The sequence below is a fragment of the Micromonospora zhanjiangensis genome, from assembly GCF_042650605.1.
GTDB classification, from domain to species: Bacteria; Actinomycetota; Actinomycetes; order Mycobacteriales; family Micromonosporaceae; genus Micromonospora_J; species Micromonospora_J zhanjiangensis.
On the sequence record NZ_JBHSBN010000054.1, the window covers coordinates 1 to 14,400 of the forward strand.

Annotated in this window: 10 protein-coding genes, 1 tRNA gene and 1 pseudogene; 8 read left to right on the top strand and 4 right to left on the bottom strand. The window is 74.3% G+C overall.

What is annotated here, in order from left to right; all coding sequences use genetic code 11:
• The 3 genes and pseudogenes from ACFOX0_RS32955 to ACFOX0_RS32965 form a co-directional block, all read right to left on the bottom strand.
• Nucleotides 1–757: pseudogene (locus ACFOX0_RS32955) on the bottom strand (hypothetical protein); the annotation flags it as partial.
• Nucleotides 754–1,209: a hypothetical protein gene (locus ACFOX0_RS32960; RefSeq protein ID WP_377553370.1), complete on the bottom strand. Its 456-nt coding sequence runs from the start codon at nt 1,207–1,209 to the stop codon at nt 754–756. The gene ACFOX0_RS32960 and the pseudogene ACFOX0_RS32955, both read right to left, overlap by 4 nt.
• A 114-nt stretch (nt 1,210–1,323) precedes the next feature.
• A tRNA-Leu gene (locus ACFOX0_RS32965) sits at nt 1,324–1,410 on the bottom strand.
• Between the two features lie 286 nt (nt 1,411–1,696).
• Here ACFOX0_RS32965 and ACFOX0_RS32970 point away from each other — a divergent pair.
• The 7 genes from ACFOX0_RS32970 (at nt 1,697) to ACFOX0_RS33000 (ending at nt 13,559) form a co-directional block, all read left to right on the top strand.
• Nucleotides 1,697–3,718 carry a fibronectin type III domain-containing protein gene (locus ACFOX0_RS32970; protein ID WP_377553371.1) on the top strand — a complete coding sequence of 674 codons (2,022 nt, stop codon included), beginning with the start codon at nt 1,697–1,699 and terminating at the stop codon, nt 3,716–3,718.
• Nucleotides 3,719–3,881: 163 nt separating this feature from the next.
• A complete protein-coding gene (locus ACFOX0_RS32975; RefSeq protein WP_377553389.1) occupies nt 3,882–6,569 on the top strand; it encodes a fibronectin type III domain-containing protein in 2,688 nt (895 codons plus the stop codon).
• Between the two features lie 111 nt (nt 6,570–6,680).
• Nucleotides 6,681–7,697, top strand: a complete 1,017-nt coding sequence (locus ACFOX0_RS32980; RefSeq protein ID WP_377553373.1) for an AAA family ATPase — start codon at nt 6,681–6,683, stop codon at nt 7,695–7,697.
• 14 nt (nt 7,698–7,711) lie between these two features.
• Entirely contained in the window at nt 7,712–8,998 is a 1,287-nt protein-coding gene (locus ACFOX0_RS32985) for a DUF58 domain-containing protein (RefSeq protein WP_377553375.1), read from the top strand.
• On the top strand, nt 8,992–11,394 hold the full coding sequence (locus ACFOX0_RS32990; RefSeq protein ID WP_377553377.1) for a DUF3488 and transglutaminase-like domain-containing protein: 2,403 nt from the start codon (nt 8,992–8,994) through the stop codon (nt 11,392–11,394). The genes ACFOX0_RS32985 and ACFOX0_RS32990 overlap by 7 nt, the downstream gene beginning before the upstream one ends.
• A gap of 127 nt (nt 11,395–11,521) precedes the next feature.
• Entirely contained in the window at nt 11,522–12,010 is a 489-nt protein-coding gene (locus ACFOX0_RS32995; protein ID WP_377553379.1) for a MarR family winged helix-turn-helix transcriptional regulator, read from the top strand.
• Nucleotides 12,011–12,086: 76 nt separating this feature from the next.
• Nucleotides 12,087–13,559: an MFS transporter gene (locus ACFOX0_RS33000; protein ID WP_377553381.1), complete on the top strand. Its 1,473-nt coding sequence runs from the start codon at nt 12,087–12,089 to the stop codon at nt 13,557–13,559.
• A 25-nt stretch (nt 13,560–13,584) separates the two neighbouring features.
• Here the strand turns inward: ACFOX0_RS33000 and ACFOX0_RS33005 are convergent, their stop codons facing one another.
• The gene (locus tag ACFOX0_RS33005) at nt 13,585–13,791 is read right to left on the bottom strand and encodes a hypothetical protein (protein ID WP_377553384.1); all 207 of its coding nucleotides are present in this window, start codon (nt 13,789–13,791) and stop codon (nt 13,585–13,587) included.
• 323 nt (nt 13,792–14,114) lie between these two features.
• On the opposite strand from ACFOX0_RS33005, the gene ACFOX0_RS33010 reads away from it, so the two are divergent.
• A partial coding sequence (locus tag ACFOX0_RS33010) for an endo-1,4-beta-xylanase (protein ID WP_377553386.1) occupies nt 14,115–14,400 on the top strand: 286 nt, incomplete at its 3' end.

Genomic DNA, 14,400 nt, shown 5'->3' on the forward strand with positions numbered 1-14,400 from the left:
TCCCGGCGAGCCTCGACCGCCAGCCGCGTCGCACGCTCACGCAACTCATCGTTGTACTTCTTCGGTGCCGGCATCGCTGCTGTTCCTCCCAGGTTTCGATATCTCCATCAAACCCGGTGCGGGACACCTTCTCCCGCAGGAAGACCAGGCACTGATCGGTGTCCAGGTCCCGGGGACGCAACGCCAGGGCGCCACCACGACGGCAGGCCGTCTCGGTGTGCAAGCGAATCAGCAGACTGTCCAATCCGGGATCGTCTCCCGTGCTGGCGGCCACCTCGTTGATCTGCGCCAACCGGGCATCCCCGATGGCTCGACGGTTGCTGGGCAGCCGGCGTGGTTTGTCGACCTTCAACGCCGGGTTGTCGGCCGCGTCGAGGTAGCCGTCCGCGACCGCCCGCCGATACAGGCAACGCAACGCCGCCACCAGATGCTCCGCCGCCGACCGGCCACCACGGGCGTTGCGCCGGGCCACCACATTCGCCTGCACCTGGGCACGCAACTGTTCAATCTCCGACGGACGAGGTTCGTCAATACGCCGGTCGCCCCAGGCCTGCACCACCCGGTTCCAATAGGAGCCGTACGCCCGCCGGGTACCCGGCGACACCGCAGCCGCCACCACGGGCACGTACTCGGCGAACGTGGGAGCCGACCGGCCCACCGGTGTCACCTGCAGCAGGTCCCCCGGGGAGATACCCATCCGCTCCAGCAGCAGCCGGGCGGCCGCCAACTCCGGCCGCTCGACGTCGGTCCCGCTCACGCCGCATCACCTCCCGCATGCGGGACAGCCAGCAGGCGGTCCAACACCGCGAGCGGATACGCCACGAGCACACCATCGCCGGGGTGGGCAGCCAGGAGCAGCCGGTCACCGGCGGCCAAACGGCACCACCGCCGCACCGCCAACGGCAGGTGCAGGTGGCCACGAGCGTCGACCCGGTAAACGGCGTCGTCAACCTGACGGACGACGATCAGCCCGCCACGTTCCCGGACGTCCAACCGGCTGCCGGGCGTCCAGCCCAACACCCGCACGACGCTGCGGTCAGCGACACGGCCGCTCTTGTCCACCGCGCTCAACGCGTAGACCGTGCCCGACGACCGGCCCGACCCGGGCTCCAACGCCGACACGGGTGGCGGGGTGCGATCCCGCCGCACGAGGGCACCGCGGTCCGGAACAGTCCTGGGGATCACCGGGGGCACGAACGAGACGGTCACCACGACCACCTCGCCTCAGCGCCGGCAGTCGGCATCGACGAAAATGATTGGAGGACGAGGTGTTCAAAGCCCCTTGAACACCGGTACGGGAAACTGCGCACCGATGCGGAAAACTGGTGTCCGAGGGGGGACTTGAACCCCCACGCCCTATACGGGCACTAGCACCTCAAGCTAGCGCGTCTGCCATTCCGCCACCCGGACCTGCACTACGAGCCTACCCGCGTCAATTGGTTGATCACATCAGCCAATCGCCGCCCGGCGGGCCGCACGGGGCATTACTGTACACGCCGCCAGACGATCATGCACGGCGGCCGTCCCGCACCTGGTCAGCGACCTGTGGCGGCCGTCACCACCCGGCCAGCGGGCCGACCCGCGAGGACCACTTTCCCGCGCCGGCACCCGCTCCGGGCTGGGACCGGGTTCCAACGCCAACACCTGACCGTGTCTGGCTGGCGCCGCACCTGGTCCACCAGGCAGCATTGCGGGCGTGTCCCAGCCACCACACCTCCCCTCCGTCCAGCGCCAGGCACAGGGCATGGCCAACGCCGGTGACTCCGCGGGCGCCCGCCGGTTGCTGACCCTGGCCATCGAGGCGGCTCGGCCCGCGTACGGCGAAGATCATCAGGAGGTGCTGGCCACCGCGCACCTGCTGGCCCGGATGCATCGGGCCGCCGACGATCCGGTCGCCGCCCGGCGGGTGCTGGAGGAGGCGTTCGCCGCCGGCCAGCGCCGGTGGGGCGACGCCGACCCGCTGCTGTTGGCCATCTCGTTCGAGCTGGCTGGGGTGGCGGAGGAACTCGGCAACCGGCACGAGGCGCGCAAGGCGTTCACCCGGGTCGCCATGCACGGTCCGACGGTGTTCGGCGACGACGACTGGACCGTCCGGACGGCGCGCGAGTATCTCGGTCAGCCGCAGCCGGTGAGCGGGTTGGGTCCGCAGCCGGAGCCACCGACCGCTCCGATCGTGCTGCCGGCCCAGGCGCCGCGACCGGGCGCGACCACGCCGCCCGGCCCACCCGCTCCGGCGCCCGGTCCGGTGCCGGACGAACCGACGATGGCCATTCCCCGGCCGGCGCCGGCCACCGAGCCGGCCCCGCCGACGATGCCCGCCCCCGCCGCCCCGGTGGCACCGACCACGGCGCCACCCGGCCCGCACCCGACGACCGCCCAGCCCGGTCAGCATCCGGCGGCAGCGCCGCCGCAGCCGACCGGACCGGCCACGGCACCGGACCGGGCCCCGGCGACGGCGGCCGGACAGTCCGAGACCCCGACCGCGGCGATCCCCGAACCGCCCACCGTGTCGCTGGCGGAGCCACCGACCATGCCCATCCCGCGGCCGGACGCGCCGTCGACGCTGGCGCACCCGCCCGCGTCGGCGGCGTCCCGCGACGCACCGACCTCCGCGATCCCGACGCCGGCCACGCCACCGGCGACCCGGGACGCGCCGGCCTCCGGCGCGCGGTTCCCGGCTGCCGCGCCGCCACCGGCCGAGCCGCCCGCCCAGCCGTTGGCGGGGTTGGCAGCCGCGTCCCCCGGCCACGCACCGCAGCCGCCCCCGGACGCACCGGCCTCCGCCTCGCCGTACCCCGCCGAGCCGCCCGCTGTCCCCGGCCCGCCGCCGGCCGCGCCGACCTCCGGACCCGGCTACGGTCCCACCCCGCAGGCGGACACCGCACCGCCGGTGAGCGCCACGCCGTCGGTCATGCCGACCTCCGGTCCGTCGTACGGGCCCACTCCCCCGTACGTAGGACCGCCGTACGCGCCGGCCTCCGGCCCCTCGTACGGCGAGGGTGTCCCGGCGGCGGATCCGGCACCGCCGTACGGGCCCGCGGGCACGCCGTCGCACCCGGCCGCCGGACCCTACCCGCCCGGGTTCGCCGGCCCGCCGAGCTTCCCGCAGCCGGGTCCGCCGGTGGGTCACCCCGCGCCGGGGACACCGTTCGATCCCGGGTACGCGTCGGGCGGGCCGCCGCCCGCCGCCGCGTACCCCGGTCAGCAACCGGGATACGCGGCGGGACAGCCCGGGGCGTACCCGGCGGGACCGGCGCAACCGGCCACGGACGCCGCGCCGGCTCGCGGCGCCGGACGCAACACCAGGTTGTTCGCGGTCGTCGGTGGTGTGGTGGTCGTGCTGGCGCTGGTGGTGGCCGGGGTGCTGGTGCTGGTCAACCAGGCCGGGAAGCCGGGGCCCGGGCCGACCGCCAACGGGAAGCCCGGCGTGGGCGGCGACCCGCCGGACAACCTGAAGCTCATCGACCGTCAGTCGTCCATCACGGTCCACTGGTCGGACCCGGCCTCCGGCGGGGTGCCGTTCATCGTGGCGGGCGGCCAGGCCGGGCAGAAGCTGGGCGCGCTGGCCACGCTGGACCCGGGCCGGACGGAGTACACGGTCAACGGGCTGAACCCGCGACTGAACTACTGCTTCACGGTGCTGGCGGTCTACTCGGCGGACACCTACGCCACCTCCGGGCAGATCTGTACCAACCGACCGAGCTCCCCGCCGCGCTGATCGATTCCGAAAAGGACGGCCCTGACCTGCTGGTTTGCCACCCACACGGCAGGGCCGTCCGGCGTCGGCACGTACCGTGTGCACAGACCTACCGTGCGGGTTCACGTCTTCGTCCACCGCGCCCTAAGATGGCACCCGGCTCGGGGGCAGGCGCGTCGCGGTGATGCGTACCCGGGGCCGATCGGACCTGGGGACGGAAAGGCGGCCGGCTGTGGTCACCACGGGTAACGGCACCATCGGCGCGGACGATCCGGCGGCGCAGGCCGTGTCGCCGGCACGGCGCCGATCGCGGTGGCGCGGCGGGCTGGTCACCGGTGGGGTGGTGGTCGCCCTGGCGGCCGCGATGGGCCTGACCGTGCTCGGGCTCGGCTCGGCCGACAACGCCGCCGCCAACTACGACGCGAGTTCCTGGCTGTGGAGTGCCGCGCGCAGCGAGCTGGCCCGGGTCAACGGGATCACCGGCCGGGTGGACACCCGCACCGGCGTCGACCAGGCGCGTAACCACGCCGTGCAGGTCGCCCAGAACGACCGGCTGCTGATCCTGCGGGACCTGAACAGCGGCCTGGTCAGCACCCTGGACCTGGCCACCCTGCAGGTGGCGGCCACGACGAGGACGGCGGTGGGGCTGGGCGTCAGCGTCGCGCTGGGCAAAGACGCCGCGTTCGTGGTGGACGCGGTCCGGGGCGTCGTCCGGCAGCTCGACCCGCGGTCACTCACCCCGGTCGGCGAGGCGATCAACTTCCCGCCGGGCATCACCGGCGGCACGTTCGACGGCGCCGGTGAGCTGTGGGTGGGTATCCCCAGCCAGGGCACGGTGTCGGCGATCAGCCCGGCGGCGGTGCCGTCGGGCTCGGCGGGCGCCGGCGGGCTGAGCCCGCGTCAGGTGCGCACGGTCCCGGTCGCCGACGCCAACCACGACCTGAACCTGTCCACCCTGGACAGCGGGGTCGCGGTGCTGGACCGGACCACCGGCACGCTGACCACGGTGCACGGCGACCAGACGCGGGCCGTGGCGCTCAAGCTCTCCGGTCCGGGTTCGCTGCCGGCCCGGACCAGCGGTGGACAGATCGCGGTGACGGTGCCCGACGACCGGCACGTCTACGTGGTGGACGCCGACGGCGCGGTACGCCAGTTCACGGTGCCCGGCCAGGGTGACGGGCTGCAGCCGGCGGTGGCCTGGGCCGGCCTGCTCTACTGCACCGACAACACCACCGGCACGGTGTACGCGTTCGACCCGGCCGGTCAGCTCGCCTCCCGGATCGACGTCAAGGGCGCCAACGGGCCGCTGGAGCTGGAGGTACGGGAGAACCACCTGTTCATCAACGCGCCGAACTCGTCCACCGCCCGGGTGGTGGACGACCAGCGCCAGGTGAAGGTGGTCGACAAGTACGCCAACGACGTACTCGGCGGCGACCCGCCGCCGGCCGCGCCGCCGGCGCCGCCGAAGAAGCCGCTGGTCGGCAAGCCGAGCGCGCCGCGCAACGTCACCGCCGAGGCCGGCAACGCGCAGGCCCGGGTGAGCTGGCGGCCGGCCGCGGCGAACGGGTCACCGATCACCCGGTACGTGGTCCAGGGCGCGGGGCGCACCGTCGAGGTGGGCGCCAACCAGCGCGCGGTGGACGTCACCGGGCTGACCAACGGGCAGACGTACCGGTTCTCGGTGCACGCGGTCAACGGCAAGGGCGCCGGGCCGGACCGGATGAGCAACCCGGTGGTGCCGACCTCCGAGGTGCCGGACGCCCCGCCCAGCGTGTCCGCGCAGGAGCGGCCGGACGGCACGGTGCTGGTGAAGTGGCCGGCCGGCAACGGCCTCGGCCGCAAGATCGTCAAGTACGCGGTGACCGCGGTGTCGCCGGGCGCCAACGCCCCGGTCGGCGAGTCGACCAAGACGGAGCTGGTCGTGCCGGCCGGTGAGTTGCAGTACGGCACCCAGTACGCCTTCGCCGTCGTGTCGGTCAACGAGAAGGGCGCCGGGTCCAAGCCGTCGCCGATCAGCAACACGGTGGTGCCGTTCGCCGCCCCGGGCGCGCCGCAGAGCCTGACCGCCAGCACCGTGGCCGGCGAGGCCGGCGCGATCCAGGTGGCCTGGGCGCCGGCGACCGACAACGGGCGGCCGATCACGAAGTACGTGGTCGAGGCGGCCGGCCGCAAGGTCGACGTGGCGGGCACCTCGACCAAGCTGACCGGCCTGGGCGACGGGCAGAACGTCACGGTCACCGTGCGGGCGGTCAACGAGGCCGGGCCGGGCCAGCCGGCGAGCAAGCCGGCGCGGACGGTGGCGCAGCCGCGGGTGACGATCACCGGCGCCTCGGTCGACGCCACCGCCGTGACGATCAGCTTCACGGTCGACGACGGCGGCGGCAACGCCACCTGCTCGCTCACCCCCAGCGGCAAGGCGGCGGTGAACGGCAACTGTTCCAGCATCCGGGCCACCGGGTTGACCCCGGGCACCAAGTACACGTTCACGGTGACTGCCCGCAACGCCGCCGGCACCGGCACCGCCCAGCGGGCGGAAACCACCGACGCCCTGTGGGGGACCGCTACCTGCAACAACGGGCCGAGCGGTGACCAGCGCACCTACTGCGACAGCGACCGTTCCGGCCGCAACGGCAACGAGATCTTCAGCGTTGCTCGCCAGGACAACGACAAGCAGGTCGGCTGGGCGAAGCCGGGCACCCGGCTGCAGGCGTACTGCAAGGTGCGGGGCGAGAACGTCGACTCCTGGATCTACAACAACCAGAAGCAGAGCACCTGGTGGGTGCAGGTCAGCTGGAACGGCCGCAACTACATCCCGTGGGCGTGGCTCAACCTCGACGGTGGTGACAACATCAACCAGCTGCCGGACTGCTGACCGGCGCGGCGCGGGCACCCGGCACACTCGCAGGTCCGACCCGCACCGCCCGCCGGGACGACAGGCGACACGGCGACACGGCGACCAGAAAAGGCAAGGAGCACCACCCTCGTGAACAGCCCCGGGCCCCTCAACCCGCACCTCGGGCCCCTCAGCCAGCAGGAGGTGCAGAGCTTCGCCTCCCTGGCCGCCCGGCTGGCGGCGAACGTCAACGCGGTCGTGCTGGGCAAGCCGCAGGTCGTCCGGTTGGCGTTGACGGCGCTGTTCGCCCAGGGGCACGTGCTGCTGGAGGACGTGCCGGGGGTGGGCAAGACGACCCTGGCCCGGGCGGTCGCGGCGAGCGTGCGGGGCCAGTGGCGGCGCATCCAGTTCACCCCGGACCTGCTGCCCGCCGACGTGTCCGGGGTCACCATCTACAACCAGGCGAACCGGGCCTTCGAGTTCCATCCCGGCCCGGTGTTCGCCAACATCGTCATCGCCGACGAGATCAACCGGGCGTCGCCGAAGACCCAGTCGGCGCTGCTGGAGGTGATGGAGGAACGCACCGTCACCGTCGACGGCACGCCGCACCCGGTGCCCCGGCCGTTCCTGGTGGTGGCCACCCAGAACCCGGTCGAGATGGACGGCACCTACCGACTGCCCGAGGCGCAGCTGGACCGGTTCCTGGTGAAGCTCTCGGTGGGCTACCCGGACGAGCAGGCCGAGATCGAGGTGCTGCGCGGGGCCACGGTCCGCTCCCCCGAGTCGCTGCCCGCGGTCACCGACACCGAGACCGTGGGCGAGCTGGTCCGGATGGCGCAGCGGGTGCACATCGCCGACCCGCTCTACGCGTACGCGGTCCGGCTGGCCGCCGCGACCCGGACCCACCCGCAGGTCCGGGTCGGGGTCAGCCCGCGCGGGGTGATCGCGCTGACCCGGGCCGCCTGCGCGTACGCCCTGATGGAGGGGCGCGGGTGGATCCAGCCGGAGGACCTCAAGACGCTGGCCGAGCCGGTCTTCGCGCACCGGATCCTGCTCGCCCCGGACGCCCAGGTGCGCGGGGTCAGCGCCGGTCAGGTGCTCGCCGAGGCGGTCGCGTCGGTGCCGGTGCCGCTGCCGTCGGGGCAGCTCGCCCCGGCCGGCGCCTGACCCGGCGTACCGGCGTGAGGATCACCTCCCGCGGCGTCGGCCTGCTGCTCGCGGGCCTGGCGTCGCTGGTGGCCGGGTTCCGGTTCGGCTACGCCGAACTGGCGCTGCTGGGCACCGCCGCGCTGCTGGCGCTGGCCTGTGCGGTGGGGCACCTGCTGTGGCGGCCCCGGCTCGCCGTGCGGCGGGTCGCGGACCCGGACCGGGTGGGTCGGGGCGAGCCGGCCAGCATGAGCCTGACGGTGCGCAACACCGGCCGGCTGCGGTCGGCGAACCTGGTCGCCCAGGACCGGTGCGGGGACCGGAGCGTGGCGGTGCCGCTGCTGCGGCTGCGGCCGGGCCGGGACACCACGGTCGACTACCCGGTGCCGACCGACCGGCGTGGGGTGGTGCCGGTGGGTCCGCTGCGGGTGATCGGCCGGGACGCCCTCGGGTTGCTGTCGCTGTCCCGGGCGCACGGTGAGGTCGCGTACGTGTGGGTGCATCCGCGGATCCACCTGCTGAACGCCGTGCCCACCGGGGTGACCCGGAGCCTGGACGGCCGGATCGACCGGGTGCCGCACGGTTCGATCACCTTCGACTCGTTGCGCGAGTACGTCGTGGGCGACGAGCTGCGCCGGGTGCACTGGCGCACCAGCGCCAAGGTCGGCGAGTTGATGGTCCGGGAACACCTGGACACCAGCCTGCCCCGGCTGGTGGTGCTGCTGGACAACCGGTTCGGCGCGCACCCCGCTCCGACCGGCGCGGCACCGGCCGAGACGTTCGAGTCGGCCTGCGAGGCGGCGGCCTCGGTGGTCGCCGCGGCCCGCCGCGAGGACCTGCCGGTCACCCTGGTCCTGGTGAACGACGACGAGCCCGGCCGGGCGGGTCCGGACGACGACGCGGCACCCGACGGGAAGCCGGGGGCCGGTGGTGGGCTGGCCGGCCGGATCGGCGGATGGGCGCGGGTCGGTCGGGACGGCGCGGCGGGACCGGCCGCGCCGGCGGGTGGCCTGGACGATCTGGACCGGCTGGCCGCGGCGACGCTGCGCCGGCCGGCTGCCGGTGACCCGGTGGCGCCGCTGCGGACCGTCACCGCCCGGCTGCGCCGGGACCGGCCCGGCGACACGCTGGTGTTCCTGACCGGGCCGGGCGGGCGCGCCGACCTGGGCCACCTCGAAGGGCTCCGCGGGGCGTACCCGTCGGTGCTGGTCGCGGTCTTCGGCGGCGCGGGCGGCCCGTCCGGCGCGTCCCGGCTGCTGGTCATCGAGCCCGCCGACGGCGCCGACTTCGCGGCCGAGTGGGACGGGGTACGCCGGTGGTGAGGCGGCTGCGGGGGGCGGTCCTGCCGCTGCTGCTGGTGGCGTTGATCGGGCTGGCCGGCGCGGTGCTCGGTCGGGTCTACGCCGACGGGCTGCTGGCCTGGTTGTTGCTCGGCGCGGCGGTCGGCTCGGTGGCGGTCGGCGTCGCCGCCCGGCGGCTGCCGTCCTGGTTGGTCGCCCCGCTGTCGGTGGCCGCCCTGGCCGGCTACGTCGGGTTCGCGGTGTGGTTCACCGCCCGCCGGGCCGCCCTGCCCGGCGGTTTCGGGTCGGTGGTCGCCGACGCCGCCGCCAACGGCATCCCCCGCCTGCTGACCGCGATGATCCCGGTCGAGCCGGTGCCGGACACGGTGCTGGTGCCGCTGGTGGCCGCCTGGCTGGCCGGGCTGGCCGGTGCCGAGGTGCTGCTGCGCACCGGTCGGGTGCTGCTCGGCTACGTCCCGCCGGCGCTGCTCTACGCCGGGGCGCTGTACGTGGTCGGTCCGAACGCCGACCCGGCGATCTGGTCGACGGTGGCGTTCGCGGCCGTGGCGGCGACCGGGCTGGCGCTGCGTCGCGGCTCGGTCGGGCCGGCCCGGGGCGATGCCGCCCCGACCGGCGGTGCCGCGACCGACGGGCCGGGGGCCGCCGGGTCGGCGGGCGGCACGGCCGGGAGCGCACGGTCGGACCCGACCGCCGGGCTCGGCACGGCGGTCCGGCTGCGGGTGCTGGCCGGGGTCGCGGCCGGGCTGGCGGTGGTCGTCGCGCTGGCCGCGGTGGTCGGTCCGCAGGTGGCCGCCCGGGTCGACCGCCACCCGGTGGACCCCCGCCGGTACGTGCAACCGCCGCAGGTGGACAGCCTGGACGAGAATCCCCTGATCCGGATCTCCGGCTGGGCGTTGAACCCCGACCAGCGGCTGTTCGAGGTGCACACCAGCACCGTCGGGACCGGCGCCGCGCCAGCCTCCGGCCAACCCGACGCGGGAGGACCGCCCGACCCGGGTCAGCCCGACGGGGACACCGCCGCGACGGCCGGGACCCGGATCCGGCTCGCCGTGCTGACCGACTACGACGGGGTGACCTGGCGGGTCGGGGCCACCTACCGCAACGCCGGACGGATCCTGCCGGCGGCCCGGCCGAACCCGGGCTCCAGTGTGGACACCGTGCGGCAGGACATCACCGTCGCCGACCTGACCGGGCGGCTGCTGCCGGCGGTGGCCACGCCCCGGCAGGTCACCGGCGCCCGAGTCGCCTACGACGAGGGCAGCGGCACGCTGATCCGGCCGGAGGGGCTGGCGCCCGGGGTGCGGTACGCGGTCACCTCGGTCCGCGAGCACCCGGACACCGCGCTGCTGGCCGCGGCCAACGTACCGGCCGGGGACGAGGTCGCCCGGGTGCTGCGGGTGGCCGACGGGGCACCGGATCAGCTGCGCAACCTGGCCGAACAGTTGGCGAACGACAACGGCGCCCCGTACGCGCGGGCCGCCGCGATCGAGCAGTTCCTCAGCGAGCACTACCGGCTGGTGGCCGACGCGCCCAGCGGGCACGCCTACCCGAACCTGAACTTCTTCCTGTTCGGACCGCGTAACGGCGGTGGCCAGCGCGGCACCTCGGAGCAGTTCGCCGCCGCGTACGCGGTGCTCGGCCGGTTGATGGGGCTGCCCACCCGGGTGGTGGTGGGTTTCGCCGCGCAGCCCGGCGACGCGGTGGTGCGCGGCGCGGACGCGTACGCCTGGCCGGAGGTCCTCTTCACCGACCTGGGCTGGGTGCCGTTCAACCCGCTGCCCCGGCCGAACACCCCACCGCGGCCGGTGGAGGAGGACTTCAAGCCGAAACCGGAGGAACCGCCGCCCACCCCGGACGAGCCGGCCCCGACCACCGAGCCGACCCCGTCCGCACCACCCGCCGCCGGACCGGCCCGCGCCGACCACGGCGTCCCGACCCCGGTGTTGGCGGCCGGCGGCACGTCGGCGGTGCTGCTGGTGCTGTGCGGGCTCGCCCTGACGGTGGTGCTGCTGCGCCGGGGTCGGCGCCGGCGTCGGTTGACCGAGGGCACCCCGGCCCAGCGGATCGCCGGCGCCTGGTGGGAGGTGACCGACGCGCTGCGGCTGGCCGGCCGTCCGGCGCCCGCGCACCTGGCGGCGACGGAGGTGGCCGAGCATGCCCGCGCCGAGGCCGCCGCGCCGGCCCCGCGGCGCCGGCCGCGGTCCGGGTCGCCGCCGGCGCCGCCACCGCCGATCGACGAGCTGGCGGACCTGGTCAACCTGGCCAGCTTCGCCCCGGGTACGGCCAGCGACGAGCAGGCCCGGACCGCGGGGGCGCGGGCGGTGGCGTACGCGGACGCGCTGCGCGCCGGGCTGCCCTGGTGGCGCCGGGCGGTGTGGTCGGTGCATCCCGGGCCGCTGCGGTGGCGCCGCCGCTGAACCCGTTCGCCGGCTTGACCGCCCCGACCGGTACGTCCTGCCACCCGTCCGGGCCCGCCGGCCCGCGGGATGACGTCCACTTCTGGATGATCTGTCACGGACCGAAGAGCGGTCTATCCTGGTGAGCATGACCGCCATGTCACCCACCCGGGCCGAACCGGACCTGTCGTTCCTGCTGGACCGCACCAGCCATGCCCTGCGCGGCCGGATGGCGGCGGCGCTGGCCGAGATCGGGCTGACCGCGCGGATGCACTGCGTGCTGGTGCACGCGCTGGAGCAGGAACGCACCCAGATCCAGCTCGCCGAGATCGGGGACATGGACAAGACCACGATGGTGGTGACGGTCGACGCGTTGGAGAAGGCCGGCCTGGCCGAGCGCCGCCCGTCCAGCACCGACCGGCGGGCCCGGATCATCGCCGTCACCGAGAAGGGTGCCCGGACGGCCCGACACAGTCAGGAGATCGTCGACCGGGTGCACCGGGAGGCCCTGGCGGCCCTGCCGGACGACGAGCGGACGGTGCTGCTGCGGGCGTTGGACCGGCTGGTCACCGGCCATCTGTCCGGCCCGACCGAGAACCCCTCCCCGGCCCGTCGGGCCCGTCAGCGCGGCGAATAAGACCGAAGAAGATTGTCTGTAACAAAACTATCCGCTACGGTCCTTCCTGTCAGCTCATCCGACAGGAGGCCCACCCATGTCCACTCGTCCCGCGCCGGTCGCGTCCGTACCGCGCCGGCTCGCCCTCGCGGTGCTCGCCGCGGGCACGTTGATGATCATCCTCGACGGCAGCATCGTCACCGTGGCCATGCCGGCCATCCAGGCCGACCTGGGCTTCTCCCCCGCCGGCCTGAGCTGGGTGGTCAACGCCTACCTGCTCGCCTTCGGCAGCCTGCTGCTGCTCGCCGGCCGGCTCGGCGACCTGATCGGTCGCAAACGCATGCTCCTCGTCGGGACCGCCGTGTTCACTGCGGCGTCCGCGCTGGCCGGCCTGGCCGGCGGTCCGGCACTGCTGATCGGCGCCCGGTTCCTGCAGGGCGTCGGCAGCGCGATGATCGCCGCGGTCAGCCTGGGCATCCTCGTGACGCTCTTCGTCACGCCCCGGGAGCGCGGCCGGGCCATCGCCGTGTTCAGCTTCACCGGCGCGGCGGGCGCGTCGATCGGCTCGGTACTCGGCGGCGTCCTCACCGACGCGTTCGGCTGGCAATGGATCTTCCTGATCAACCTGCCGATCGGCCTGTCCACCCTCGCGATCGCCGCCCGGGTGCTGCCCGCCGACCGCGGCCTCGGCCTCGCGGCCGGCGCCGACGTCGCCGGCGCCCTGCTGGTCACCGCCGGCCTGACGCTCGGCAGCTACACCGTCGTCACGATCGAGGAGTACGGCTGGACGTCGGCACACACCCTCGGTGGCGGCGCACTGGCCCTCGCCCTGCTGGCCGGCTTCGTCGTCCGGCAGGCCACCGCGGCGACCCCGCTCATGCCGTTGCGGATCCTGCGGTCACGACCGGTGTGGGGCGCCAACCTGGTGCAGGTGCTGATGGTGGCCGCCCTGTTCTCCTTCCAGATCCTGGTCGCCCTGTTCCTGCAGAAGGTGCTCCGCTACGACGCCACCGAAACCGGCGTCGCGATGCTGCCCGCCGCGTTGGCCATCGGCGTGCTGTCGCTGGGTTTCTCGGCCCGGCTGATCGCCCGGTTCGGTGAACGGGTCGTGCTGCTCACCGGGTTGGCGCTGCTGGTAGGGACGCTCGGCCTGCTCACCCGGGTCCCCGAGGACGCGAACTACCTCACCGACCTGCTGCCGGTGATGCTGCTCGGTGCCGGCTTCGGGCTCGCCCTGCCCGCGCTGACCGCGCTCGGCATGTCCGGCGCTGGGGACGCCGACGCCGGACTGGCCTCCGGCCTGTTCAACACCACCCAGCAGATCGGCATGGCGCTCGGCGTCGCCGTGCTGTCCACGCTGGCCGCCGGACGTACCGGGCGGTTGGCCGCCACGGGCGCGAGTCCGGCGGCGGCGTTGACCGGCGGCTACCACCTCGCCTTCGCCGTCGGCGCCGGACTGCTGGTCACCGCGTTCCTGGTCGTGCTCGTCGTGCTGCGTCGGCCCGCCGGACCGACCGCCGCCGGGCGACCGGCCGGGCCGATCCCGGCCGAGGCGACCGGCGGCCGCTGAGAGGCAGCACCGGCGAGGGCCGCCGTCATTGCGCGGGCTTGCCCGGGTCCCAGGTCGTCCCCTGCTGGCCCTGCCTGTCGGCCGCCTGCCGCTCCGCCTCTGCCGCCGCGATTCGACCGGCCGCGCCATCCTCGACCGAGGGGAGCCGGTGGCGGTCTCGCCATCCGACATACCCGACCGCGGCAGCGGCGACGATGGCCACGAGGGCCAGCACCACCCACACCAGTGTCATGACCAGAGGGTAGACGAGGGGCGCCGCCGGGACGGCTTCCCGGCGGGCGGGTACCGAAAATTATCGACGTTGACCGATGGATGTGTGCTAGGTATCGTCCGTCGCAGTTACCGATATGTTTCCCAACCATTTCGAGGCCGGCGGATGCCACGCGCGGGGCGTTCCGGGCCGGTCGGGGTTGCGGGTCCGGGCGCGGTACGGCAGGGCAGGGTCGGGGCAGACCCACCGGCGTCGCGTCAACCGCCGTCGTGTCTTCCCTGGCGGGTGCTCAGGGCGCACCCGCGCCTGCCCGGATCGTCATTGGACATCTGCGAAGGAGTGTCATGAAACGTCTGCTCGGACGGGGTCGTCCCCGAGTGATACTGGCGGCGGCCACCAGTGCGTTGGCCGTGGCCGGCGTGTCCCTGGTAACGGTCGGCTCGGCCGACGCGGCGGCGACAACGCTGGGCGCCGCGGCCGCCCAGTCGGGCCGCTACTTCGGTACCGCGATCGCCGCCGGCCGCCTCGGCGACTCCGCCTACACCACCATCGCGGCGCGTGAGTTCAACATGGTCACCGCCGAGAACGAGATGAAACCCGACGCCACCGAACCCAACCAGAACCAGTTCA

Excerpts from the sequence above, each read along its gene's own strand:
- ACFOX0_RS32975 (WP_377553389.1), top strand. The coding sequence starts at position 3,882 with ATGCGTACCCGGGGCCGATCGGACCTGGGGACGGAAAGGCGGCCGGCT.
- ACFOX0_RS32995 (WP_377553379.1), top strand. The coding sequence starts at position 11,522 with ATGACCGCCATGTCACCCACCCGGGCCGAACCGGACCTGTCGTTCCTG.
- ACFOX0_RS33000 (WP_377553381.1), top strand. The coding sequence starts at position 12,087 with ATGTCCACTCGTCCCGCGCCGGTCGCGTCCGTACCGCGCCGGCTCGCC.
- ACFOX0_RS33005 (WP_377553384.1), bottom strand. The coding sequence starts at position 13,791 with ATGACACTGGTGTGGGTGGTGCTGGCCCTCGTGGCCATCGTCGCCGCT.